The organism is Gymnodinialimonas phycosphaerae (assembly GCF_019195455.1).
Taxonomy (GTDB): domain Bacteria; phylum Pseudomonadota; class Alphaproteobacteria; order Rhodobacterales; family Rhodobacteraceae; genus Gymnodinialimonas; species Gymnodinialimonas phycosphaerae.
The window spans coordinates 1,656,257-1,681,511 of record NZ_JAIMBW010000001.1 but is presented as its reverse complement, the minus strand read 5'-3'; the positions used below and the strand labels follow the sequence as shown (position 1 = coordinate 1,681,511).

At 63.7% G+C, this 25,255-nt stretch carries 24 protein-coding genes and 1 tRNA gene; 16 read left to right on the top strand and 9 right to left on the bottom strand.

Annotated features, from left to right (window positions below; translation table 11 throughout):
• Positions 1-17: 17 nt before the first annotated feature.
• The 7 genes from KUL25_RS08230 to KUL25_RS08200 form a co-directional block, all read right to left on the bottom strand.
• A complete protein-coding gene (locus KUL25_RS08230; protein WP_257892504.1) occupies positions 18-785 on the bottom strand; it encodes an L-iditol 2-dehydrogenase in 768 nt (255 codons plus the stop codon).
• Complete coding sequence (locus tag KUL25_RS08225) at positions 782-1,786, bottom strand: ABC transporter ATP-binding protein (protein ID WP_257892503.1); 1,005 nt, start codon at positions 1,784-1,786, stop codon at positions 782-784. Before KUL25_RS08225 ends, KUL25_RS08230 begins: the two co-directional genes overlap by 4 nt.
• 46 nt (positions 1,787-1,832) lie before the next feature.
• The gene (locus tag KUL25_RS08220; RefSeq protein ID WP_068355413.1) at positions 1,833-2,663 is read right to left on the bottom strand and encodes a carbohydrate ABC transporter permease; all 831 of its coding nucleotides are present in this window, start codon (positions 2,661-2,663) and stop codon (positions 1,833-1,835) included.
• Between the two features lie 10 nt (positions 2,664-2,673).
• Positions 2,674-3,540 carry a carbohydrate ABC transporter permease gene (locus tag KUL25_RS08215; RefSeq protein WP_257892502.1) on the bottom strand — a complete coding sequence of 289 codons (867 nt, stop codon included), beginning with the start codon at positions 3,538-3,540 and terminating at the stop codon, positions 2,674-2,676.
• A gap of 126 nt (positions 3,541-3,666) precedes the next feature.
• On the bottom strand, positions 3,667-4,986 hold the full coding sequence (locus KUL25_RS08210; protein ID WP_257892501.1) for an ABC transporter substrate-binding protein: 1,320 nt from the start codon (positions 4,984-4,986) through the stop codon (positions 3,667-3,669).
• A gap of 120 nt (positions 4,987-5,106) precedes the next feature.
• Positions 5,107-6,138 carry a LacI family DNA-binding transcriptional regulator gene (locus tag KUL25_RS08205; RefSeq protein WP_257892500.1) on the bottom strand — a complete coding sequence of 344 codons (1,032 nt, stop codon included), beginning with the start codon at positions 6,136-6,138 and terminating at the stop codon, positions 5,107-5,109.
• Between the two features lie 229 nt (positions 6,139-6,367).
• Positions 6,368-6,442 (bottom strand) — tRNA-Thr (locus tag KUL25_RS08200).
• Between the two features lie 180 nt (positions 6,443-6,622).
• Here KUL25_RS08200 and KUL25_RS08195 point away from each other — a divergent pair.
• From KUL25_RS08195 to KUL25_RS08165, 7 genes are read left to right on the top strand one after another with little or no spacing between them, the layout of a single operon-like run.
• Positions 6,623-6,892: a hypothetical protein gene (locus tag KUL25_RS08195; protein WP_257894923.1), complete on the top strand. Its 270-nt coding sequence runs from the start codon at positions 6,623-6,625 to the stop codon at positions 6,890-6,892.
• Between the two features lie 18 nt (positions 6,893-6,910).
• A complete protein-coding gene (gene murA, locus KUL25_RS08190) occupies positions 6,911-8,173 on the top strand; it encodes a UDP-N-acetylglucosamine 1-carboxyvinyltransferase (protein ID WP_257892499.1) in 1,263 nt (420 codons plus the stop codon).
• The gene (locus tag KUL25_RS08185) at positions 8,166-8,636 is read left to right on the top strand and encodes a DUF2948 family protein (protein ID WP_257892498.1); all 471 of its coding nucleotides are present in this window, start codon (positions 8,166-8,168) and stop codon (positions 8,634-8,636) included. The genes murA and KUL25_RS08185 overlap by 8 nt, the downstream gene beginning before the upstream one ends.
• Complete coding sequence (locus KUL25_RS08180; protein ID WP_257892497.1) at positions 8,633-9,640, top strand: GNAT family N-acetyltransferase; 1,008 nt, start codon at positions 8,633-8,635, stop codon at positions 9,638-9,640. Before KUL25_RS08185 ends, KUL25_RS08180 begins: the two co-directional genes overlap by 4 nt.
• 47 nt (positions 9,641-9,687) lie before the next feature.
• On the top strand, positions 9,688-10,998 hold the full coding sequence (gene hisD, locus KUL25_RS08175; protein WP_257892496.1) for a histidinol dehydrogenase: 1,311 nt from the start codon (positions 9,688-9,690) through the stop codon (positions 10,996-10,998).
• Positions 10,998-11,471: a UPF0262 family protein gene (locus KUL25_RS08170; protein ID WP_068355399.1), complete on the top strand. Its 474-nt coding sequence runs from the start codon at positions 10,998-11,000 to the stop codon at positions 11,469-11,471. The genes hisD and KUL25_RS08170 overlap by 1 nt, the downstream gene beginning before the upstream one ends.
• 5 nt (positions 11,472-11,476) lie before the next feature.
• Positions 11,477-11,980, top strand: a complete 504-nt coding sequence (locus KUL25_RS08165) for an arsenate-mycothiol transferase ArsC (protein ID WP_257892495.1) — start codon at positions 11,477-11,479, stop codon at positions 11,978-11,980.
• 217 nt (positions 11,981-12,197) lie between these two features.
• Here the strand turns inward: KUL25_RS08165 and KUL25_RS08160 are convergent, their stop codons facing one another.
• Positions 12,198-15,350 carry an efflux RND transporter permease subunit gene (locus KUL25_RS08160; RefSeq protein WP_257892494.1) on the bottom strand — a complete coding sequence of 1,051 codons (3,153 nt, stop codon included), beginning with the start codon at positions 15,348-15,350 and terminating at the stop codon, positions 12,198-12,200.
• Positions 15,350-16,627 (bottom strand): efflux RND transporter periplasmic adaptor subunit, encoded by a 1,278-nt coding sequence (locus tag KUL25_RS08155; RefSeq protein ID WP_257892493.1) that lies wholly within the window; start codon positions 16,625-16,627, stop codon positions 15,350-15,352. The genes KUL25_RS08160 and KUL25_RS08155 overlap by 1 nt, the downstream gene beginning before the upstream one ends.
• 753 nt (positions 16,628-17,380) lie before the next feature.
• On the opposite strand from KUL25_RS08155, the gene KUL25_RS08150 reads away from it, so the two are divergent.
• The 9 genes from KUL25_RS08150 (at position 17,381) to KUL25_RS08110 (ending at position 25,185) form a co-directional block, all read left to right on the top strand.
• Positions 17,381-19,567: an efflux RND transporter permease subunit gene (locus tag KUL25_RS08150; RefSeq protein ID WP_257892492.1), complete on the top strand. Its 2,187-nt coding sequence runs from the start codon at positions 17,381-17,383 to the stop codon at positions 19,565-19,567.
• A gap of 83 nt (positions 19,568-19,650) precedes the next feature.
• Complete coding sequence (locus KUL25_RS08145; RefSeq protein ID WP_257892491.1) at positions 19,651-20,757, top strand: fatty acid desaturase; 1,107 nt, start codon at positions 19,651-19,653, stop codon at positions 20,755-20,757.
• 98 nt (positions 20,758-20,855) lie between these two features.
• Complete coding sequence (locus tag KUL25_RS08140; RefSeq protein ID WP_257892490.1) at positions 20,856-21,257, top strand: ketosteroid isomerase-related protein; 402 nt, start codon at positions 20,856-20,858, stop codon at positions 21,255-21,257.
• Between the two features lie 10 nt (positions 21,258-21,267).
• Complete coding sequence (locus tag KUL25_RS08135; protein ID WP_257892489.1) at positions 21,268-21,843, top strand: GNAT family N-acetyltransferase; 576 nt, start codon at positions 21,268-21,270, stop codon at positions 21,841-21,843.
• Positions 21,840-22,727, top strand: coding sequence for a carbon-nitrogen hydrolase family protein (locus KUL25_RS08130; protein ID WP_257892488.1), 888 nt, complete (start codon positions 21,840-21,842; stop codon positions 22,725-22,727). Before KUL25_RS08135 ends, KUL25_RS08130 begins: the two co-directional genes overlap by 4 nt.
• 69 nt (positions 22,728-22,796) lie before the next feature.
• Positions 22,797-23,015, top strand: coding sequence for a translation initiation factor IF-1 (infA, locus tag KUL25_RS08125; protein ID WP_011455993.1), 219 nt, complete (start codon positions 22,797-22,799; stop codon positions 23,013-23,015).
• A gap of 6 nt (positions 23,016-23,021) precedes the next feature.
• Complete coding sequence (locus tag KUL25_RS08120; protein ID WP_257892487.1) at positions 23,022-23,585, top strand: hypothetical protein; 564 nt, start codon at positions 23,022-23,024, stop codon at positions 23,583-23,585.
• Entirely contained in the window at positions 23,582-24,154 is a 573-nt protein-coding gene (locus KUL25_RS08115; RefSeq protein WP_257892486.1) for a Maf family protein, read from the top strand. The genes KUL25_RS08120 and KUL25_RS08115 overlap by 4 nt, the downstream gene beginning before the upstream one ends.
• Positions 24,151-25,185, top strand: coding sequence for a ribonuclease E/G (locus KUL25_RS08110; RefSeq protein ID WP_257892485.1), 1,035 nt, complete (start codon positions 24,151-24,153; stop codon positions 25,183-25,185). The genes KUL25_RS08115 and KUL25_RS08110 overlap by 4 nt, the downstream gene beginning before the upstream one ends.
• Positions 25,186-25,255: the final 70 nt, after the last annotated feature.

Sequence of the window (25,255 nt, the reverse complement as noted above, 5' to 3'; positions counted from 1 at the left end):
CATCAGCCTTTCCCCGCTCAACTCAACCACTGCCCGCCGTCGACATTGTAGGTCTGGCCCACGATGTATGCGGCTTCGTCACTGGCCAGAAACACGGCCATGCCGGTCAGATCCTCGGCGACGCCCATGCGCCCGTAAGGCACGGCCTCGCCCACTTCGCGCTTTTTCTGGCCCGGCGCCTTGCCTTCGTACTTGGCGAAGAAGGCGTCGACACCGTCCCAATGTTCGCCATCCACCACCCCGGGCGAGATGGCGTTCACGTTGATGCCATGCCCGATCAGGTTCAGACCCGCGCTTTGCGTCAGGCTGATGACCGCGGCCTTGGAGGCGCAATAGACGGCCACCAGCGGCTCGCCACGACGTCCCGCCTGGCTGGCCATATTGATAATCCGGCCCTTGATCCCGGCCTCGATCATGTGGCGCGCAACGGCCTGCATGGTGAACAGCGTCCCGCCCACGTTGATGTCGAAGACGTCCGCGTATTCCTTGTAGGTGATCTCGACCAGCGGGGCGGCCGTGAACACCGCCGCGTTGTTGATCAGGATATCGATCTGCCCCAGGCCCTCGACCGCGGCGGTCACACCCGCGGCGATGCTGTCTTCGCAGGCCACGTCCATTTCCACCGCTATCGCGCCGATCTCCGAGGCGGTCTCTTGGGCCCGCGCCAGATTGATATCGGCAATCGCCACGCGCGCGCCTTCGGCGATGTAGCGCTCCGCAAAGGCGCGCCCGATGCCGCGTGCTGCCCCGGTAATCAACGCGCATTTTCCGGCAAGGCGTGTCATGCGATGCGCAGACCGCTTGCGTCGAAGCGGTGCAGCTTGTCGGCCTGCGGTGTCAGGTAGACGTCGTCGCCTGAGTGCAACTCGAACTCGCCGTTCACACGTACTGTGATATCCTCGGCGACGCCGGTGTCGTGGACGTAGAAGAACGTGTCGGACCCCAGGTGTTCGGACACACCGACGCGGCCCTTCCACATGCCTTCCGTCTTCGAGACATCGATATGCTCGGGGCGGATGCCGATGGTGGTGGCGTTGTGCTTGGCGGCTTCGGCCCCGTCGATCTGGTTCATCTTGGGCGAGCCGATGAAGCCCGCGACAAACAGGTTCTTGGGCGCGCGGTACAGCTCCAGCGGGCTGCCAACCTGCTCGATGTGACCGGCACGCAGGACCACGATCTTGTCGGCCATTGTCATGGCTTCGACTTGGTCGTGGGTCACGTAGATCATCGTGGTCTTCAGACGCTCATGCAGTTCCGTGATCTCAAGGCGCATTCCCACCCGCAGGGCGGCGTCAAGGTTCGACAGCGGCTCGTCAAAGAGGAACGCGGCGGGTTCGCGCACAATCGCGCGGCCGATGGCCACACGCTGACGCTGACCGCCCGAAAGCTGGCCGGGGCGGCGGTCGATATAGTCGCTCAGGTTCAGGATGCTGGCCGCCTTGTCGATGCGACGCTCTTGCTCGGCCTGGTCCATGCCCGCCATCCGCAGCGGGAAGGCGATGTTCTTGCGCACCGACATATGCGGGTAAAGCGCGTAGGACTGGAACACCATCGCGAGGCCGCGCTTGGCAGGCGGCGTCATGGTGGCATCCTCGCCGTCGATCCGGATCTGCCCGCCCGATACATCCTCCAGGCCTGCGATCAGTCGCAGAAGCGTCGACTTGCCGCAGCCCGACGGGCCGACGAAGACGACGAACTCGCCCTCATTGATTTCCAGATCCAGCGGCGGGATGACTTCGACTTCGCCGAAAGACTTTTGCACTTTGTCAAGTGTAATGCGTCCCATAATCGTTTCCTTTCAATCCCTTAGAGGGTTGCTCAAGCTTGAGCATTTATTTGACGGCACCAAAGGTCAGACCTCGGACAAGTTGCTTCTGGCTGAACCAGCCCAGGATGAGGATCGGCGCAATGGCCATGGTCGAGGCCGCCGAGAGTTTCGCGAAGAACAGCCCTTCGGGTGACGAATAGCTTGCGATGAAGGCCGTCAAAGGCGCCGCGTCGACCGAGGTCAGGTTCAGCGTCCAGAAGGCTTCGTTCCACGCCAGGATGAAGTTCAGCAACATGGTGGAGGCAATGCCCGGCACGGCCATGGGCGTCAGGACATAGAGGATCTCTTCCTTCAGACCCGCGCCGTCCATCCGGGCGGCTTCAAGGATCTCACCGGGGATTTCCTTGAAGTAGGTGTAGAGCATCCAGACTATGATCGGCAGGTTGATCAGCATCAGAATGACGACCAGCGCGAACCGATTGTCCAGAACCCCCAGCTGAATGCACAGCAGGTAGATGGGGTAGAGGACGCCCACGGCTGGCAGCATCTTGGTGCTCAACATCCACAGCAGGATGTCCTTGGTCCGGTTCGAGGGCACGAAGGCCATCGACCAGGCGGCAGGTACCGCGATGATCAAACCAAGGATCGTGGAGCCCCCGGCAATCAGGATCGAGTTCGACAGGAAGCGGGCGTAGTTGGACCGCTCCATGACCTCGCGGTAGTTTTCCAGCGTCCAGTCGAAGAAGAACAGGACCGGAGGGTTGGCGATGGCATCCGCTTCCGTCTTGAACGATGTCAGGATCGTCCAGAGGATCGGGAAGAAGATCATCAGTCCCACGAGCCACGCGAGTGCGGTGTTCAGGGCCTTGCGGTTGTTTGTGACAGCTCTAGCCATGTCCAGTCCCTCACTTGTCCAGGTTTTTGCCGACGATGCGCATCAGGAAGATGGCAACGATGTTGGCAAGAATGATAGCGTAGACGCCGCCTGCGGATCCAAGGCCCACGTTCTGGCTTTCCAGCACGCGCTGGTAGATCAGGTAGGTCAGGGTCCGGGTTCCGAATGCACCGCCCGTGGTCACGAAGATCTCGGCGAAGACGGCCAGCAGGAAGATCGTCTGGATCAGGATCACGATGGTGATCGCGCGGCTCAGGTGCGGGAGCGTGATGAAGGCAAAGCGCGCGATTGGGCTTGCGCCATCCATCTCGGCGGCTTCCAACTGCTCGCTGTCCAGCGATTGGATCGCCGTCAGCAGGATCAGCGTCGCAAACGGCAGCCACTGCCAGGACACGATCATCACGATGGAGAACACCGGCATTTCCGATAGCCAGACCACCGGGTCGGCGCCGAAGAACCGCCAAATGTAACTGAAGACGCCGTTGACCGGATCCATGAACATGTTCTTCCACACCAGCGCGGATACCGTGGGCATCACGAAGAAGGGGGCGATCACGAGGATGCGGACAACGCCCTGGCCCCACATCGGCTGATCCAGAAGGATCGCCAGCAGAACGCCAAGGCAGATGGAGATCAGAAGGACACCGCCGACGATGATGAGCGTCGTCATGATCGAGGGCCAGAATGAGTTGGACGAGACGAAGCGGACGAAGTTGTCCAAGCCTACAAATCCATTGTCGCCGCCGCGCAGCGGCCGGTAGTCGCGGACCGAGAACCACAGGGTCATGCACAGGGGCACAAGCATCCACACAAGGAGCAGAAAAACCGCCGGGGCCATCATGATCCGCGCTGCGGATCTGGAGTGCTGGGTTGCCATGGCAGATATCCTCCTCGTTCGGGCGTTATGCGCCCGGGGAACCGGAATTAGATGATATTGGGAAGGGTAGCAGGTTAAGTGGAAGGCGGCGAGCGCCGCCGTCTTCCGATCTTGTAGAAGGATCGCTTACTGGTAACCAGCAGCTTCCATGGCTTCGTTGGTGATCGCCTGGGCGTTCGCCAGCGCTTCTTCAACGGTCTGCTGACCGGCGTAGAAAGCCGAGAATTCCTGGCTCACTTCGGTCGCGATACCGGCAAACTCGGGGATCGCCGCGAACTGGATACCCACATAGGGGCTCTCTTCGACGGTGGAGTTGTTCGGATCAGCCGACAGGATCGAGTCCAGCGTCATCTGTGCGAACGGCACCTCGATGTAGTTCGGGTTCTCGTAGAGCGACGTACGTGCGCCGGGGGGGACGTTCGCCCAACCTTCGTTTTCGGCAACCAGCTCGATGTAGCCCGTACCGGTGGCCCACTCGATGAACTGGATCGCTTCTGCCTGCTGCTGCGTGCCGGCAGGTACTGCCAGTGCCCAGGCCCACAGCCAGTTGGAGCGAACGCCCAAACCGTTGTCGGGTGCCAGTGCGAAACCGACCGAGTCGGCAACGGTGCTGTCATCGGGGTTGGTCACGAAGGATGCCGCAACCGTGGCGTCGATCCACATGCCGCAGAGGCCCTGGTTGAACAGGTTCAGGTTCTCGGTGAAGCCGTTGGTGGCAAAGCCCGAGGGACCGGATTCCTGCATCATGTCGTTGTAGAAGGTCAGCGTGTCGAGCCAGGGCTGGGTGTCGAACTGAGCCTGCCAGTCCATGTCGAACCAACGTGCGCCGAAGGAGTTGGACATCGCGGTGATGAATGCACCACCTTCGCCCCAACCGGGCTTACCACGCAGGCAGATGCCGTTGATGTCGTTCTCACGGTCGGTCATCGCAGCCGCGGCTTCGCGGATGAATTCCCAAGTCGGTGCATCGGGCATTTCGAGGCCAGCGGCCTCCATCAGGTCCGTGCGGTACATGACCATGGACGATTCGCCGTAGAAGGGCGCTGCATAAAGCGTGCCGTCGTGGGACAGACCGCCGCGCATGGCGGGCAGGATGTCGTCGGCGTTGTATTCTTCAGACAGGCCGTCCAGCGGGACGAGCCAGCCGTTGGATCCCCAGATCGGCGCTTCGTACATGCCGATGGTCATGATGTCGAACTGGCCACCGTTGGTGGTGATGTCCGTGGTCACGCGCTGACGCAGCACGTTCTCTTCCAGCGTAACCCACTCGACGGCGATGCCGGTCTCTGCGGTGAACTGGTCAGTGTAACCCTGCATCCGCACCATGTCGCCGTTGTTGACGGTCGCGATGGTGATGGTTGCCGAGTGTGCATCTGCAAATGCGGCGGTGCCGGCTGCGCAGATTGCAAGCGCTGTCGTCGCGCCAAGTGCTCTCTTGAGAGACATCCGAGTTCCTCCCTGAAGTTGGATGTTGTGGCGGTAAGATGCGGGCAATCCTACTGTCGGTCAACGAAAAACTTTACGCGCGTAAATTTTATTCGAAAGGGTTCTTTTTCCGCTTAAAGATCAAGCAGATGCACGAATGATAAGTTTCGCGGGAAAAAGGGTTTCGTGCCGATTGGAGAAGCGGCTACCGTTTTCGATCAACTCGAAAAGCGTGTCGACGCTGCTTTTGGAAACCGAATCGTAGTCGTGTGCGGCGGTGGTCAGGGCCGGGCAGGTGAAGCGCGAGAACGGGTGATCATCGTGGGAGGCGACGCGCAGGGCGCAGTCCTCTCCGGCGCCGACCCGCAGCCCCCGCTCATAACACGCCGCCAGGAAGCCGATGGCCAGTCGGTCGTTGCTGCACAAGACAGTATCGCTGGGCAGCTGCCCGGTCGACAGCACATGATGTGCGCCCTGACGGCCGATTTCCTCGAACGCCCACCCGTCGCCGTCGATGCTGACAACTCGCGGTTCCAGCCCGCGCTTCTCCATGGCCGCGATATAGGCGTTACGGCGCTTGTTGGCGTTGGGGTTGGCGGGGTTGCGCATCTCGAAAAAGCACGGGGGCATACCCTGGTGGGTGATGTAAGCCACTGTTTGTTCGACAAAACTTACGTTGTCCGAGCCGATGAATGCCTCTCCCATGCCGTCGATGTTGCTGTCGAACAGGATCGTGGGGACGTCGCGACAAAACTTTTCCACCACGCTTTTGTCCGAGGCGCGTCCCAGCGGTGCCAGCAACACGCCGGCGGGCTTGATGGCGCGCAAACTGTCAAGGTTCTCGGCTTCCAGATCGCGGCTGCCGTGAGAACTGAGCAGGATCGGGCGGAAGCCCGCCTCGATCACCATCATCTCGATGTTTCGGGCGATTTCGGCAAAGAACGGGTCGGCAAGGTAGGGGACCATGATCCCGATGTTCTTGGTCAGCCGCCGGTTCTGGTTTACCGCATAGATGTTGGGGCGGTAATCATAGCGCTCAAGCGCCTGCTCGATGCGCGCGCGCGTCGTGGCGCGTACGCTTTGCGGATCGTTGAAATACTTCGAGACCGTCGGGCGGGAGATCCCACTGACGGCGGCGAAGTCCTCCATGTTTCTGATCTCTTGTTCGGCCATTTGACCACCGTGCCTCCCACGTCTTGACGAAAGGCTAATGGTTTGAGGGGGGATTGAGAAGAAAAATCTTGGCGCGCGTAAAGAATGGAGTGCCCTATGGGTCCTGGAAAGCCTGATCCGCGGTGTGCCAAGACGCGCCAATCCCCGGCCTCAAACAGCGCGAAGCGCGGTGGGCCAATCCCCGACCTCAAGTGGCGCGAAGCGCGGTAGGCCAAATAAAGAAGAAGGATGGTGCTGTGAGGGAGGATTGAACTCCCGACCTCACCCTTACCAAGGGTGTGCTCTACCACTGAGCTACCACAGCATTTCGTCTCGGTTCTTAGCCGTGCCGCTTGGGCCGTGGCAAGTGGGTCCGAGCGGTACCCATTCACAAACTGCCACCAAGTCGATGCTCAGCAACATTGCGCCGCGTCCTAGACGCATCGCGGCGACCTTGCAAGCGCAATCTGGACGCCCCCTACCGGGCGCGCTAAAGGCTAGGGCCATGGTGCACAAGACAACCACGGGCAAAGGCCCCAGATCCACCAAGCCGGGCCGCGAGGATCGGTTGAAGGCGGCGTTGAAGGCCAACATGGCGCGCCGCAAGGCCCAGGCCCGCGCCCGGACGGGCGCAGATGAACGAGTTGCCCGGACGGGCGCAGATGAGCAAGCTGCCCGGACGGGCGCAAATGAACAAGCTGCCCGGACTGGCAGAGATAAGATGGCCCAAGGGCATGACGCGCAGGATCAAGCCGGAAAACCGGCGGACACGTAATCGAGAGGCGACACGCAGATGGACAGGATCGTTGTGAAGGGCTCCGGCCCGCTGAGTGGGCAGATCCCGATTGCAGGGGCAAAGAACACCTGTCTCAAGCTGATGTGCGCCGCGTTGTTGAGTGATGAGCCGCTGACGCTGACCAATGTTCCGCGCCTGTCGGATGTGGCCACGCTGTCCGAGCTTCTGGAAAGCCTGGGCGTGCAGATCGGGCGGCTGGACGATGGCCAGACCCTGGCATTCTCCGCCAAAACCCTGTCGTCGCAACTTGCCCATTATGACATCGTGCGCAAACTGCGCGCTTCCTTCAACGTTCTGGGCCCGCTTCTGGGCCGCACCGGAGAGGCAATCGTGTCGCTTCCCGGCGGCTGCGCCATTGGGGCCCGCGCGGTGGATTTCCACCTCGAAGGCCTCAAGAAGATGGGGGCGACGGTGGACCTCAAGGACGGCTACGTCCATGCGGCGGGCGACCTGAAGGGGGCGGAGGTCGAATTTCCCTTCCCCTCCGTGGGGGCCACCGAAAACGTGATGTGCGCCGCCGTGCGGGCGCGCGGCACGACCGTCATCAAGAACGCCGCGCGCGAGCCCGACACCAAGGCGTTGGCCGATTGCCTGATCGCCATGGGCGCGGATATCGAAGGGGCGGGGACCTCTACCATCGTTGTGCGTGGCGTGGACCGCCTGCACGGCGCCACCCACCGCGTTATCGCCGACCGGATCGAGATGGGGACCTATATGTGCGCCCCCGGCATCGCGGGCGGCGAAGTGGAGTGTCTGGGCGGCACCCGCGATCTGGTTGCCTCGCTTTGCGACAAGATGGAGGACGCAGGGCTGGAGATCACCGAGACGGACACTGGCCTGAAAGTCCGCCACCCCGGTGGGCGGCTCAAGGCCGTTGATGTCGCCACCGCGCCGTTTCCGGGCTTTCCGACCGACCTGCAAGCGCAGTTCATGGCGATGATGTGCTTTGCCGATGGCACCTCGGTGCTGGAAGAAACGATCTTCGAGAACCGCTTCATGCATGCCCCCGAGCTTATCCGCATGGGCGCGCGGATCGAGGTGCACGGCAACACCGCCCGCGTCACCGGGGTCGACAGCCTGCGCGGCGCGCCCGTCATGGCGACGGACCTGCGCGCCTCGGTCTCTTTGATCCTGGCGGGGTTGGCGGCGGAAGGCGAAACGGTCGTGAACCGCGTCTACCACCTTGATCGCGGGTACGAACATCTGGTGCGCAAGCTTCGGGGCGTCGGCGCAAATGTGGAGCGTCTCTCTGATGGCTGATGCCCCCCAAGACGCCCGGTTCGAGGACGCTGGCGACGCCCCGGTGGCCCTTCGTGCGCTGGAGGCGGTGGATGTGCCGGTGATCTCGGCGCTGATTCAGGACGCCGTGTTCCCGGGTACGGAAATGCGGTGGGACAAGTCGCGTCGCCGCTTCGCGCTTTTGGTCAATCGCTTCCGGTGGGAAGTGCAGAGCGGCGCGCCCGAACGGGTTCAGGCGGTGCTGGCCGTGGAAGACGTGCTGAAGGTCGCCAGCCAGGGCATCGACCGAAGCGATCCGGACATGGTGTATTCGCTGCTCGCGCTGTCGTGGACGCCGGGGGAAGACGGGATGGGACGGTTGGAGCTGGTTCTTGCCGGTGACGGCGCCATCGCGCTGGAGGTCGAAGCACTGGAAATCACCCTCAAAGATGTCACCCAGCCCTACGGCGCGGTGTCGGGCAAAGCCCCGGATCACGCCCTGTGATCGTCCGGGCGCTGGAGGCGGGCGATCGGCTCGCGCTAAGCGCCCTGCGGCTGGAAGGCATCCGCCTGTTTCCCATCGCGTTTCTCCTGACCGAGAAAGAGGCGCTGACCTGCGCCGATGACGCTCTGTCCGGCTGGATCGACAGCGGCAACGCCTTCGGCGTGTTTGATCGCAAGCGGCTGATTGGCTTTGGTGGTCTGCAAGGCCAGAATTTCACCATGTCCCGGCACCGCATGCACATGGGCCCTTTCTACGTCACCCCGGATGAGCAGGGCACCGGCGCGGCGGACCTGTTGCTGGAGCACCTCTTCGAGGTCGCGATCGCCCGGGGAAGCACCCAGATGGAGCTTTGGGTGGCCGAGGCCAACACCCGCGCCCGTGCCTTCTATGCGCGCCACGGATTTGCCGCCAAGGGCCGCATCCCGGCGGCGGTGATCCAGGGCGACGTGCCCCGCGATGATCTGTTCATGGTCCGCGATCTGACCGCCGCGCTCCCCGTGCGTGGCCCCGACGGCCTGCGCCGCCTGCACGCGGGCGACTGGCGCATCTTTCGCGCTATTCGCCTGGAAATGCTGCGCGACGCGCCCCGTGGCTTCGGCATGACCGCCGCCGAGTTCGAGGCCAAGGCCGCCGATGAGATCATCACCTGGATCGAAAAGACCTACCTCTGGGCCGTGGTCGAAGGCGGCCGCGTCGTGGCCACGGCGGGCTGGTATCCGATGCCCGGCGCTGTGCAGGCCCACCGCGGCCATGTGGTCGCCGTCTACACAACGCCCGCCGCGCGGGGCAGGGGTCTTGCGGGGCAACTTCTGACGCAACTCGCAAGCGACGCGCGCGCGCAGGGCAAGATCCAGCTGGAACTGGACGTCGGCGCCGAGAACACCGCCGCCATCGCGCTTTACGAGGCGGCCGGCTATCGCACCGTCGGCACCATCCCCAATTGCCTGAACCACGCAGGCCACATCCATGACCAGCATTTGATGATCTGTCCCCTGACGGCTTGAGGCCCGGGCGCGCGCGCGCTATCTGCGCCTCAACGCACGGAGGGGACATGCCGCAGTTTCTCAATACCAACGACGCTGATTTCGACACGCGCTTTGCCGCGCTGCTGGAGATGAAGCGTGAAGACGCCCCCGATGTGGACGATACCGTCGCCGCGATCATCGCAGACGTCCGCGCCCGCGGCGATGCCGCCGTGATCGAGCTGACCGCGAAATTTGACCGCCTGTCCCTGACGCCCGAGACGCTGGCCTTCACCCCCGAAGAGATCGCGTCAGCCATCGGTCAGGTCCCAGCGGTTGAACGTGACGCGTTGGAACTGGCGGCCGAGCGCATCCGCGCCTACCACGTGCGCCAACGCCCCGAGGACGCCCGCTGGACCGACCCCGACGGGGCCGAGTTGGGTTGGCGCTGGGGGCCTGTCTCGGCTGCGGGCCTTTATGTGCCCGGCGGTCTGGCCTCCTATCCGTCGTCCGTCCTGATGAACGCCATTCCCGCCCAGGTCGCGGGCGTTGGGCGCCTTACAATCTGTGCGCCCACCCCCGACGGCATCTCCAATCCGCTGGTGCTGCTGGCCGCGCATCTGTCGGGCGTCGATACGATCTACCGCATCGGTGGCGCTCAGGCGATTGCCGCTATGGCCTACGGCACCGGCACCATCGCGCCCGTGGACAAGATCACCGGCCCCGGCAATGCCTTCGTCGCCGCCGCCAAGCGCCGGGTGTTCGGCAAGGTCGGCATCGACATGATCGCGGGCCCGTCGGAAATCCTCGTCATCGCGGATGCGGACAACGACCCCGACTGGATCGCCACCGATCTGCTGTCGCAGGCCGAACACGACGAAAGCGCCCAGTCGATCCTGATTACCGATGATGCGGATTTCGCCCAGGCCGTGGCACGGGCCGTGGAGGCGCAACTTCAAACCCTCCCCCGCGCCGCCATTGCCGGGCCCTCCTGGCGTGACTTCGGCGCGATCATCACCTGCTCGGACCTGTCTGAGGCGGCGACCCTCTCCGACAGGATCGCCCCCGAACATCTGGAGCTTTGCGTCGCGGACCCCGAGGCGCTTTTTGCCAAGATCACCCACGCGGGTGCCGTTTTCCTTGGCCAATGGACTCCCGAGGCGATCGGCGATTACATCGGTGGACCAAATCATGTTTTGCCCACGGCGCGCTCTGCCCGCTTCTCATCGGGCCTCAACGTGCTGGACTTCATGAAGCGCACCACCGTGGCGCGGATGACGCCCGCGGCGCTCAAGGCAATCGGTCCGGCGGCCGAGGTCCTTGCGGCGTCGGAAGGATTGGGGGCCCATGGTGCCTCCGTGGCCGCGCGGCTGGCGCGGCTCAACGCGGACGAGGGATAATGACGATGCACATCTGCCATATCGAGATCGACACCCAGGGTCTTCCCACGCCCACGCCCGAGATCGAACAGGAACGCAAGGTCGCCATCTTTGACCTGTTGGAGCACAACAGCTTCACCCTCCCGAAAGACGATGCCCCCGACGGCCCCTATCGCCTGTCGCTGGCGATCCGCGAAAAGCGGCTGGTCTTCGACATCGATACCGAAGACGGCGTGGATGCCGCCGAATTCCACCTTTCTCTTTCGCCCTTCCGCCAGACCGTCAAGGATTATTGGCAGATCTGCGAGGCCTACTTCGATGCGGTCAAGAAACTGCCGCCGTCGCAGATCGAGGCCATCGACATGGCCCGCCGTGGCATCCACAACGAAGGCGCGCGCCTGTTGCAGGAGCGCCTTGAAGGCAAGGCCGGCATCGACACCGACACCGCCCGCCGCCTCTTTACCCTGATCTGCGTCCTGCACTTCGGGGGCTGAAGAACGTGGTCGGTCCCCGCTCAACCCCAAACGGCGATTTTCCCCAATCGGTCCTGTTCTGCTGCGATCACAACTCCACCCGGTCGCCCATGGCCGAGGGGTTGATGAAGAAATTCTATGGCCACCGCGCCTATGTCCAATCCGCTGGCGTGAGAGGAGAGATGGAGATCGACGGCTTTGCCGTCACCGTCTGCGCGGAATTGGGGGTGGCACTGGAACGCCACCGCGCCCGTTCTTTCGATGAAATGGCGGAATGGGGCGATGACCTTTCGGGCTTCGATTTGGTCGTGGCACTCAGCCCCGCCAGCCAGCGCCGCGCCCTCGACATGACGCGTAGCTTCCACATCGACGTGGAATACTGGCCGATCATCGACCCCACGGGACTTGGCGAAACCCGCGAGGACAAGCTGGCAAGCTACCGCCAGGCCCGCGATCAGATCGTGGACCGCATGAAGGCCCGGTTCGGCGAGCCGACGGAAGAAGATCAGGGGGCCGCGCCGCCGCGCTGAAACGCGCGCATCAGGTCGTCGAACCCAACAAGACCAAAGAAGAACCGGGGCTCGAAGGGGTTTGACGCAACAGAGCGGTTCGGGCCGTGCCGTTTGACATCCTACGCATCAGGAAAGTGGCCATTGGTGTGGTCCCAGCGAAATGGTGTCATGTCCCGCACGATCGAAGCATCGCGCTACCGCTTGCAATAGCTACACCGCCATAGGATCTGAGGTCTTAGGAAGGCGTCATGGCTGGTGCGGAAGCTGGCCCGTCCGGTGCCGGCCCCGGCGCGGCGCGGTCGGCGCGTTTTTCCCCCAACATCAACATCGCGGGCGTGACGACCAGGGTCAGGATCGTGGCTACGACCAAGCCCCCGGCAATCGCGCTGGAAAGCTCGGTCCACCATTGGGTCGACGGCGCGCCGTAGACGATCTCGCGGGTGAAGAAGTTGATGTTCAGCCCAATCACCATCGGCATCAGCCCCAGGGCCGTTGTGACCGAGGTCAGCACCACGGGGCGCAGACGCTGCGCGCCGGTCCGCAGGGCGGCCTCCAGGGGGGATTGTCCGGCCCGCTTCAGATCATTGTAGGTGTCGATCAGCACGATGTTGTTGTTCACCACGATCCCCGCCAGCGCGATGACACCAATCCCGCCCATGACCACGCCAAACGGGCGCCCCGTCACGATCAGGCCCAACAGCACACCGGCGACCGAGAAGATGATCGCGCTCATCACCACGAGGCTTTGGTAGAAGTTGTTGAATTGGGTGACGAGGATCACGAACATCAGGAAGATGGCTGCGATGAAGGCCGTCACAAGGAACGCCATGGCGTCGGCCTGTTCCTCGGCCTCTCCGGCGAAGGCATATTCGACGCCCTGCGGCAAATCCGCGGCATCAAGTGCCGCGGTCAGGGCGATGACCTGATCATTGACCAGAATCCCCGGTGCCACGTTCGCCTCGATGGTCACGACGCGACGCTCATCGATCCGCCGAATGGTGCCCACGCGCTCGGTCGGGGCGAAAGTCACGAAGTTGGAGATTGGAACCAGTCCCGACGCTGTGGGCACCCGCAGGTTACCCAGTTCCGACAATGACCGTTCCTCGTAGGGGAACCGCACCCGGATATCGAGCGATCCCTCCGCATCGTCGGGGCGGTAATCGGCGACCGCGATCCCCCGGGTGAGAAGCTGCAAGGCCTGCCCCAGAAGGCTGACATCGGCGCCATAGCGGGCGGCTTCGGCCCGGTTCACGATGACCGCCACCTCGACACCGGGCAGGGGCCTTGTGTCGGTCACATCGGTGAACCCGCCGATTTCCCCCATGATCTCACGGACGATGCGCACGGCGGCTTCCTGCGCGTCGGCCGACCGGGCCTGGATGCGCAGGTTGATCGGCTTGCCCGCCGTGGGGCCGCCGCTTTCGGTCAATACCTGCACGTCGATCCCCGCGATGTCGGCGACAGCGTTGCGAATATCCTCGCCGATCACGGCGGCGGTGCGGCGTTCATCCCATTCGATCAATTCAAGCTGGATGGTGCCAATGGTTTCCTCATCCCCCTGTCCGGCGGACATGGTGGACCGGGCGTAGGCACTGGCGACCTCATCAAAGCCCAGAAGCCGGTTTTCCACGGTGCGCACCAAGGCATCGCGCTGGTAGATCGAGAAGTTGTCGCGGGCCCGAACCTGAACTTGCATGAACTCCGGCTCGACGGAGGGGAAGAAGTTGATCCCGTTGCCGAAGACGCCATATAGGCCGAAACTGCCCAACAGCATGGAAACCGTCAGCAACACCGTCGCGGCGGGCCGTAGGATGGCCCATTCCAGGATCCGCACATAGACACCGGTCGCGCCCCTCATGTCCCTGGGGTCGCCATGCTCTGCCGCGTGCATCGCGGCCTTCGCGGCGGCGTTCTGGGGCTGCTTCTTGCCGATGATCCCGCCCACGACCGGGATGAAGATCAGCGCCATGAAAAGCGATGCGAACAGTGTCAGGATCACCGTGATGGGCAGAAATTTCATGAACTCCCCCACCATGCCGGACCAGAACAGAAGCGGGAAGAACACGCTAAGCGTTGTAGCGGTCGAGGCGATGATCGGCCACGACATGCGCTTGGCCGCGAAGGTATAGGCATCGCGGGGCGACGCCCCCTCCTGCAATTGCCGATCCGCCAGTTCCGTGGTCACGATGGCGCCGTCCACAAGCATCCCGACCACAAGGATCAGCGAAAACAGTACCACGATGTTCATCGTGTAGCCCATGGCCCAAAGCGCCGTGACCCCCGCCAGGAACGCACCGGGGATCGCAAGGCCCACCAGAACGGCGGACCGAAACCCAAGGGCGTAGACGATGACGATCATCACCAGGGCGACGGCGGCAATGACGTTGGCCTCCAGATCGCTCAGCAAATCGTCCACGACTTCGGATTGATCGTTGAGATAGGTGACTTCCACGGTCTCGGGCCAGTCGACCCGCAGGTCCTCCACCAAGGCCCGAACCTCGGCCACGGTCTCGATGATGTTCGCGCCCGAGCGTTTCACGACTTCCAGCGCCAGGGCGGGCTGGCCGTCGATCCGGGCAAACCCCGTGGGGTCATCGAAACTGCGGCGAACGGTGGCGACATCCCCGAACGTCACGACGGTCCCGTCGCGCACCAGCACCGGCATGCCCATCACGTCGGGCAGGTCCTCGATCAGGCCGGGCACGGTCAGCACGATCCGGCCAGCGCCGGTCTCGATCGCCCCGGCGGCGATCAGGCGGTTGTTGCGGGTGATCTGCCCGATCAGTTCGTCGAACGACAAATCATAGGTCTGAAACACCGTGGGATCGATCAGGACCTCCAGGAACTCCGTGCGCTGCCCCCCGATATCGACCTCAAGAACCCCGGTGAGGCCCTCGATTTCCTCCTGCAACTCCTCGGCCAGGGCATTCAGCGTGCGTTCGGGCACGGGGCCCGACAGGATCGCCGTGATGATCGGAAACAGGGCCGTGTTGATCTCGGTCACGGTCAGGTCATAGGCGTCGTCGGGCAAATCGCCCTGGATGCGATCCACGGCTTCGCGGATGTCCATCAGCGCCTGTTCGTTGTCGCCGCCGGGCTGAAACTCCAGCTGGATACTGGCAGAGCCTTCCGAGGCGAAGGCCTCCATGGATTGCAGCCCCGTCAGCCCCGCGAACTCCTGCTCCATCGGTTCGATCAACAGCCGTTCCGCGTCGGTCGGGCTGATCCCGTCAAGGCCCGTGTGCACGTAGAACAGCGGCAGCGGCACTTCCGGGTTTGCCTCCTTGGGGATGGAGGTATAGGCGAATGCGCCCACCGCCAGAACCATGACAAGGGCCATGACGACGACGCGGGCGCGCGAGAAGGCGGCATCGATGAGGGTATGCATCAGCTTGCGTCCTCGACCTGCGGGCGCACGGTTTCGCCGTCGTTCACATAGCCCTGGCCGACGGTGATGACGGTGATGGTATCGGGAAGCCCCGTCACCCAGATGCCGTCGATTTCGGGCCGCACGACCTCGATGGGATAGAAACGCACGATGTTGTCGTCGTCGACGGTCTTGATGCCCAACTGCCCCTCCGGGCTGATGGAAACGATGGAGGGCGACAGAAAGTGGGCCGTGATCTCGTCGGTCGGAATGGTGATCTCGGCGGATATCCCGGCGGCGATGGCGCCATCTGCATTGGGCAGCGACACCTCCGCCAGGAAGGTGCGTGTGGCTTGCGCGGCAGAGGTGCCCACGAAGGTCACTGTCGCTTCGCGCGTCTCGCCGGTGATGAATGTCACGTTCGCGGGCTGGCCGCTTTCCAGACGGCTCAGCGCCTGTTGCGGCACCTGGAAAGAGACGGTCAGCGGCGCATTGTCGACCAGCCGCGCGATCTCGGCACCCGCCTGCACGAACTCACCCGCGTTCAGGTCCAAAGCCTCGATCCGGCCTGCGAAGGGGGCCGTGATCATCATATCTGCAAGCGATTCCTCGGCTGCCGTCAATTGCGCAGTGGCTTGCGTGAACGCAGAGCGGGCCTGCTCGACACGATCCAGCGTCGCGACGCCGCGTTCCAGTAGCGTCTCGGCGTTCTCCAGATCCCGCTGCGTGCGCGCGACGTCTTGCTGGGCACGGGCCAACTCGGCCTCGACCCGTTCGCTGCGAATGCGGGCGATCTCGGTGCCTTCCTCGACGAAATCGCCCATGGAAACGAACACGTCGGCGATTTCACCGGAGGCTTCAGCGCGGATCATCGTGTCCCGATCCGGCAGGGCCTGACCTTCGGCGCTGAAGAACAGGGTCACGGGCTGCGCGGTGGATTGCAGCACCGAAACGGCGACCGGCAGCGGGGCGGAGGGCCGCTCGGTCGTGTCCTCTTGCTGCGACGGCAGGATGAAACCACTTCCCATCCATCCGGCCACGACAAGCGTGATCAGGGCGGCGATCCATGTGGAGCGTGCGGCACCCTTGTCGGACGTGAATTGCAAGTCCGACGCCTGTTGCGGTTGCGGTTGCGACGCGGGAGGGGCCTTGTCAGGGCCCGCGTCGGTATCCACGTCGCGCGCCCCCGCGTCAGAGGCTGCGGTGGCCTTCGCGCGCTCGGCCGTGGCGGTGTCCGGCGTGCCCGTCGCGTTGCCTTCAATGGCGTCTTCAACGGCTTTTTTCTTCGGATCACTCATCGTGCCATTCCTTGTCTGCTGCGGCGCGATTAACGTTTCTAACACGTCCCAAGGCTGTGTCGAACCATTGATCTATTGCGTTGCGGGGGGCTGCAAAGGTGTTTTTCGGGGCCGTGTTCGGGCTCGCTCCCTCAGGCAGCATATTGGACGTCGCCGCACTCTCATCTCTGGCCTGATGCTTCCTTCGACGGGCATGTATTAGCGCATTTTCAGGGCAGGACGCGGCAAGCCGGAAGAACTCTCGCCGTTCTCCGGGCTTGGTCACGCGCTTCAGGAGGCGCGCAACGGGACGCACGCGGCCACGGCCGACCGGAACGCGATCCGCAAGCGCGCTGACCGCGAGGGTCTTCCCGTCAAAGAGGGATATACCGAACATGCGGCCCGCCGTCTTTGGCAGCCCGTCCCTGTGGGGGATAGTATCGGCTCTTTCGGCTAAATCGGACCGGATGTGATGGGATGTGCTCAATTCTCTAATGCCGTCTCTGAACGTGTCTTGGCGCTACGTGGCAGGTGGCGCGTGTGATTGCAAGTTTGTTTAGAAAATACTGAACAAACTTTACGTCTCGTCATCCGTTGCCCCAAACGCCTGATTTTCCGCCCATGGCGCAGGCCCGATCAAGACCGCCAAGGCATCTTCCGATGGATGCAGCTGTACGACTTCATTTCGGTCCTTGATTGATCTGGCTCAAGTTGGAAATCGGGCGGCACGTGTAGCCAAGGCATTCAGTGCGTCTTGCCGGGGCGATCGACGGAATGAGGGGGACGACCTTGAAGCGGCTACTGCTGCCCCTGCTTTGGGTGCTTTTCCTCGTGGTGGAGGTCGTCGCCCTGCGCGCGGCCTCCGGCATGCTGTTCTCGGACGATCTGGAAAGCCGCTTTCGCGGTGATTTCCCGGCCTACGTGCGCTACGAGGCGCTGTTGGAGGAATACGGGCGTTTCGACACCGACATCATTGCCTTGTTCGAGGCCGACAGCTTCGCCGACGGTGAAAGCCATGTCGTGATGGAGGATTTCCTGCTCGACGTGCAGTTCCTGCCCCATATCGAAGCCGTGCTTTCTCCGTTTTCGTTCACGGTGGCAGGCGCGGACGGCAGCCCGCAACAGCTATTCGCGCCGGACCTGTCGCCCGAAGACCTCACCGAGCGCTTGCACGCGGCACGCGCGGCGCAGGGCGGGTTGTCGCGCGTCCTGTCCGAGGATCTGGGCGCGGCGCAGGTGCTTGTTGTGATCCCCGATATGCCCACCGAAACCGGTGCGCGCGCGGACCTCTTGGCGCAAATGCGGGCACTGGCAGCCGAGGTGAGCGACGGCACCGGTGTAACCGTAACCCTCACCGGCTATCCGGTCATTCGGGCGTCGGTGACGCAGCGGTTGGATGCGGATACCGCGCTTCTCAACAGCCTTGGCGTCGTCGCCGGGCTGGCGGTTGCCCTGATCGCCCTGCGCAGCGTGGCTCTGGCGCTGGTCATCGCGTTCACGGCGCATACGGCGCGCTTGTGGTCGATCACGGCCCTTCTGCCCCTTGGGTATGACATCAACGCCGTGACCATCACCTTGCCGACGCTGATCCTCGTGATGTCGTTCTCGGAAGCCATTCACCTGGGCATTGCCACCCGGCGCGCCTACGCCGACGGGCAGCCGCGCCCGCTGCGCCGCGCCGTGGCCTCCGTCTGGCCTGCGGCCCTGTTGGCGTCTGTCGTGACGGCGGGCGCCTTTGCCGCCCTGTTGCTCAGCAGTTCCGCGCTGGTCTCGGGCCTGGCGGTCTTCGGCGTTTTGGCCATCGTGATTTCCACGCCCCTGATCTTCGCCGTCTTCGCGCTTCAGGTTGTCACGCTGGACCGCTTGGTTGGATTTCAGCGCTTCGTACGACAGCCTACCCCGACCCCGACCCCGAGCGGGGCGCGCGGCCCTGCGCTTCTGGCGGCGGTTGTGCAGCGCGGCAAGGGTGCTATCACACTTGTCGGTCTGGGCCTCGTGGCGCTGTCCACTGCCGGCTACCTGATGTTGCAGCCCAACTATGGCCTCTTCGAGGGGCTGCGTGACGGCGACCCCGAGATCGAAGCCCTGCACCGGATTGAGGTGCAATTCGGCCCCCTGACCAGCCTCGAATTTGAACACCCCGTCAGCGCAGACGTTGACCTGGCCGCCGTCGCGCGCACGCTTGGCGAGGTCAGCGGTTGGGGCGATGCCTTTGCCTTGCCCGCCCCCCGCGACGCCGCCCGCGCCCTTGGCGACGGCTTGCCGCAGGTGCTTCGCAATCGGCTTGTCTCGGACGACGGCACGCGTACGCTGATCTCTCTGCCCTATGCCTACGACGGCTCTGCCCTCGCGCGCCGTGACATCACCGCGCTTGAGGCCCGCATCGCGCAAGAACCGGCGCTGGCGGATCTTGGCCCTGCGACCGGCGTGGTGCATGTGTCTTCTTTCGCAAGCGAACGGATTCTGAATGCCTTCTCCCTCTGCTTTGCCCTGGCGGCGGCCGCGTCGGGCGTTCTGATCGCGATTTGGCTGCGCAGCCCGCTGCTTGGGCTCGTCTCCATGTTGCCCAACATTCTGCCGATCACCGCCGTGGGCGCGTGGATGTGGCTGGCCGGGCAGCCGTTCAGCTTCACCAGCGGCATCGCCCTGACCATCGCCTTCGGGATCGCCGTGGACGACACCGTTCACCTGCTCAACCGCGCCCGGCAAGAGGCGCGGGCCGATGGCGCATGGTCCGAGGCTTCGATCCTCCGCGCGCTTCGGGGGATCGCGCCGACACTGGTTCTGACCTCCGCCGTGCTGATCGGCGGGCTGATCGGCACGCTCTTCTCTAGCCTTCCCAGCCTTGTGGATTTCGGGATCCTGACGATCGCGGTCTTCGTGCTGGCGCTGCTGGCCGATCTGCTGCTTCTGCCGGCACTTTTGCTGGTCAGTTTACCTTACGTGAACCGCCACCCCTGATTGATCCAGCGCACTTCGGGCGTCGTGCACGCCAAATATAATGGTCCCGCACACGGGACGTGCACGAAAAAGATGGGGTAACAATGCGGTTTCTACCTGCCAAATTTCTATTGCTTCCGGCCACGCAATGCATCGCGATTGCCGGGATGATCCTGGGCGACGGCTATACCTTTCTGGGCTTTGGGGTCGTGGTCCTTCTGGCCTTGGTCCTTGATCGGTTCGACGATCGTTCCGACTACGATGACCGTCTGGATGTCGGGATCAGCGGCAAGGCCTTGGTCTACCTGATCGTGGCGCTTCAGGCCGTTCTGATCGTCACTTCCTTGATGGCAGCCACCTCGGCGCACAGCTGGATCGGCGTTGTCGGCGTTATCCTGACGCTGGGGCAGCTCCTGGGTCTGGGGGCCGTCGATGTGGGCCATGAGCTGGCCCATTCCCGCAACCGTCTGGATGTGGAACTTGGCCGGGCCGTCATCGCGCCTTGCCTGCATACCTCCAGCATCATCGATCATGTCTACCGACACCACGCCGCCGTGTGCACCGCAGATGACGCAGTCTCCGCCAAGCGTGGAGAGCCCTTCGTCGCGTACTTCCGCAGATCCGTGGTCAGCCAGAACCTCTGGGCGTGGAATTTCGCCGCCAAGCGGATGCGTCACTTGGACAAATCCGTGTGGAGCCTTTCGAACGCCGCGCTGCGGGGCCACATACTGGAGGTCGCCTATCTTCTGTTCGCAGTGCTGGTCTTTGGTTGGATCGGCCTTCTGGTCGCCGTTGTCGCGGCCCTGATCGCGATGCGTGCCATCGAAAGCATCTCCTACATCGCGCATTATGGTCTGATCCGCGTGCCCGGAACCCCTTGCTGCCCTCGCCATTCGTGGAATTCGCGGCGCACGATCAGTTCCGGCTATATGCTCAATATGACCAGCCATTCGCACCACCATACGACGCCAAGCCTTCCCTACTGGGACCTGCGGGTCAAAGACGATATGCCGATCCTGCCGTTGAGCCCGGGGATCATGTCGTTGATCGCCCCGATCTCGCCCCTATGGTTTCGCGCCATCGAGCCCGCGATCGCGGATTGGGACAGACGGTTCGCCACGGACGCGGAACGCGCGTTGCTGGCGGAACAGACATGGCGCCGTCCAAGCCGACAAGGGCGCAGCACCGGGGGGCTCCCGTCTGGGGCCTGAGCGGGGGAAAAGATCGCAGCGATCAACGCGGCGGGTGCCCACGCCGCGCCGCAAAAGCCGATCTTCCCTCTTCGGCCTTCCGCCCCTATCTTCCGCCCATGGACACCCACGCCCTCATCACCCGCTACTACGCCGCCTTCAACGCCTCCGATACGGAGGCGATGATCGCCTGCCTCTCCCCCGACGTGGCCCACCACGTGAACGAGGGGGGCGTGCGCATCGGCACCGATGCGTTTCGCGCGTTTTGCGCCCACATGACCCGCTGCTACCGTGAAACCCTCACCGATATCGTGGTCATGACGTCCAGGGATGGCACCCGTGCGGCGGCAGAGTTCACCGTCAACGGCACCTACCTTGTCACGGACGAGGGCCTGCCTGAAGCGAAGGGCCAGACCTACACGCTGCCCGCAGGCGGGTTCTTTTCCGTCGAAGACGGCAAGATCACCCGCGTCGTGACCTATTACAATCTGGCCGACTGGATGGCCCAGGTATCGGCATGAGCGCCCGCCCATGAGTTTGGCGGTTACGGCCCTCACCGGCGATGCCCTGACCCGGGCACTCCCCGATCTCGCGCGTTTGCGGGTCGAGGTTTTCGCCGCCTTTCCCTACCTTTATCAAGGGGATGCGGACTACGAATCCCATTACCTCCGATCCTACCGCGACACGCCCGGTGCCGTTCTTGTGGCCGCCCTGGAAGGGAATGACATCGTCGGCGCGGCGACCGGCATGCCCCTGGAACACCACGCCGACGCGGCCCAGATCTCGGCGGCGCTGCCGCCCGATACCTTCTACTGCGCCGAAAGCGTGCTGCTGCCCGCCTACCGCGGCCAGGGGATAGGCCACCGTTTCTTTGACCTGCGCGAGGCACATGCCCGCCACCTTGGCGCGTCCCATTCCGCCTTCTGCGCCGTGATCCGCCGCGCCGATCACCCCGCCAAACCCGCCAATTACCGCCCCCTCGACCGGTTCTGGCGCGCGCGGGGCTACACGCCGCAAACGGGCACCACGGCGCAATTCTCATGGAACGATATCGGTGACACCGCCGAGACCTTAAAAACCCTGCAAGTCTGGATCAAAGCCCTATGAAAATCGCCACCGCAGCCTATCCGCTGGACCTTCTGCCGGACTTTCCCGCCTATGCCGAGAAACAGATCGCCTGGGTGCGTGAGGCGGCGGGGCAGGGGGCGGATCTGCTGGTCTTCCCCGAATATGGCCGGATGGAGCTTGCGGGGCTCGTGGGCGCGGCGGCTGCGGGCGATCTGGAGGCCTCTCTGCATGCCGCCGCCAGTTATGCCGAGGATGCCGACGCCCTCACCGCGTCGCTGGCGGAAGGCTACGGCGTTCACATCCTCGCCCCCTCTGGTCCGGTCTTCCACGAAGGGGCCGAGCGGCCGACGAACCAGGCCTCTCTCTTCGGGCCCGAGGGCTACCTGGGCCAACAGGACAAGCAGATCATGACCCGGTTCGAGCGGGAGCATTGGAATGTCGTCCCCGGTGAGCCCCTGGCGGTCATCGACACGGCCCTTGGGCGCATCGGTATCCTCATCTGCTACGACGCGGAATTTCCGCTTCTGGGCCGCGCGTTGATCGATCAGGGGGCTGAAATCATCCTCTGCCCGTCGTGCACCGACAGCCTCGCGGGTTACTCCCGTGTGCGCATCGGCGCCATGGCCCGCGCGTTGGAGGGGCAGTGCATCACCGTGCAATCGCCCACCGTGGGCGCTGCGAAGTGGTCCCCGGCGGTGGATGAAAACGTAGGGATTGCGGGCGTTTACGGCCCGCCCGATCTTGGGTTTCCAGCCACGGGGATCGTCGCGGAAGGGGCGCTCAACACCCCCGGCTGGACCTACGCCGAGGTTGATATCGCCGCCGTCCACCGGGTCCGCGCCGAAGGCTCTGTCTTCAACCACGCCCATTGGCCCGAAAGCGCTGCCGCCGCCAAGATCGCCGAAAACGGCGATTTGCCTTGAAACCCTTTGGGTTTAGGCGCATTTACCCGCCACCAGCCCCACCTACGGGGCGCAACTGATGGAGTACACATGGCTAAGGAAGAGATGCTCGAATTTCCTGGCGTCGTGAAGGAACTCCTGCCCAACGCGACATTCCGGGTCGAGCTCGAAAACGGCCATGAGATCATCGCGCATACGGCAGGCAAGATGCGTAAGAACCGCATTCGGGTTCTGGCAGGCGACAAAGTCCAGGTAGAAATGACCCCCTATGATCTGACCAAGGGCCGGATCAACTATCGCTTCAAGTAACGGTCCGTGACTGCCCAAAGCAATACTGAACGCACCATCACCACGCCCGAAATGTCGGACGCGGTCACCGCCTATGCGGCGGGCCTTGGCGATGGCGTTGCCGAATTGGTCGACGTCGCCCCCGCCGTCGGTGCGATCGAGGATCAGCCGTTTTACAACGTCATCCTTGCGGGCGAAAAACCCGTCTTCGGCTGGCTGGTGTGGGAACTCACTGGCTTCTGGCTGGAGGCGCAGCGCCACGTAATGGTGGAACGCGACGGCAAACTGGTCGACATCACGCCCCCCATCGATGGCGAGGCGCAGGTCCTGTTCATCCGCGACAGCGATTGGGCCTTCGACTACCTCAACCCCAAGCCTGTCCGAAAAGCGCAGCGCCATCTGCTGACGGATGATGCTGACGTTGTGAAATGGGCGAAGCTGGCCGATGAGTTCGACCTGTTCAAGTTCCGCCACACGTCGTTCAAAGGCGAGAAGTCGGAATTCGTGATCCCCGAGGGCAAGGACCACCGCCGGATGGAACGGATGCAGCGCGACTACAACGCCGCCGCGCGCATCTGTTTGGCTAAATGAGGCTGATCCTCGGCTCCGGCAGCCCGCGCCGCGTTGAAATCCTGGCGGTCTTGGGCCTCACTCCCGATGATATCCGTCCGCCCGATATCGACGAAGATCCCCTGCCCAACGAATTGCCCAAACCCTACGTGGATCGCATTGTTCGCGCCAAGGCGGACGCCGTGCACCGCGACCCCGGCGATGTTGTCCTGTGTGCCGACACCACCGTGGCCTTGGGCCGCCGTATCCTGGGCAAGCCCGCCGACGCGGACCAGGCCCGCGCCTTCCTCACCCTTCTTGGCGGGCGCCGTCACCGCGTTTTGACCGGCATCGCGGTGAAAACCGACGACAAGCTGATGACCCGCATCGTGGAATCCCGCGTGAAGATGAAACGTCTCAGCAAGGTCGAGATGGATGGCTACATCGCCACCGGCGATTGGCAGGGCAAGGCGGGCGGCTACGCCATCCACGGCCCCGCAGGCGCGTTCTTCCCTTGGATATCCGGCAGCCATTCCGCCATCGTCGGCCTGCCGATGGTCGAAACCGCAAACCTGTTGCAGGCGGCAGGCATCGAGGTGTGGAAGACATGAAGGGAACTGTTGTTCTTCTGGACGAGGTCGCGGGCCGCCGCGCGGCTGCCCTCATGGTCGACGGCAAGCTGCACGACATCTTCATTGATCCGCCCGAAGGCGCGCCCCCGGGCATCGGCGCGATCTCCCGCGCGAAAGCCGACCGTCCGCTGAAAGGGCAGGGCGGCATCACCCTGCATCTGGGCGACGGCCACATGGGCTATATGCGCCGCGCGAAGGATATCGCGCCGGGTGACGCGTTCCTTGTGCAGGTCTCGGGCGTGGCAGAGCCGGGCAAAGCCAGCCCGGTCACGCCGGACCTGATTTTCAAGTCCCGCTACTGTATCGTGACGCCTTTTAAGCCGGGCCTCAACGTCAGCCGCGCGATCCGAGACGAGGATGAGCGCGACCGTTTGTTGGAGATCGCCCACGAAAGCCGCGCGGCGACGGAAGGCTACGGCCTGATCGTCCGATCGTCGGCGGACGGGGCACACGCGGAAGAGATCCATGATGACATCTATGCCATGTGCAAAACCGCTACGATGGTCGTGTCCGAAATGGAGGGGCCGCCGGAATGGCTTCTGGATGCCGACGACGCCCACACCCGCGCCTGGCGCGAGTGGGACGCGCCCGATGAGGTGATCGAGGGCGGGTTCGCGGACCATGGCGTGCTGGAGGCCGTCGACATGGCCCTCGCCGCGCGCCAAGCGTTGCCCGGCGGTGCCTATGCGTTCATCGAGGCGACCCGCGCCCTGGTGGCCATCGATGTGAATACCGGGGCCGACCATTCGCTGGCGGCGGGCCTCAAGGCCAACCTCGCGCTGGTCCGTGACCTGCCACGCCTGACCCGGATCAAGGGGCTTGGCGGGCAGATCACGCTGGACCTCGCCCCGATGCCCAAGCGGGATCGCAAGCAGGTGGAGGATGCCGTGAAAAAGGCCTTCCGGCAGGGTGGCGGCGATGTGGTCGTGGCCGGCTGGACGCCCCTGGGGATGTTGGAGCTGACGCGCAAGCGCGACCGCGCGCCCCTGTCGCAGGTCTGGCCGGGCTAAGCGGGCAGGCACGCGAATGTAGGGGCGTGTCGTTACAGAAAAACTACAGAAAAACTACAGCTTGAGGGCA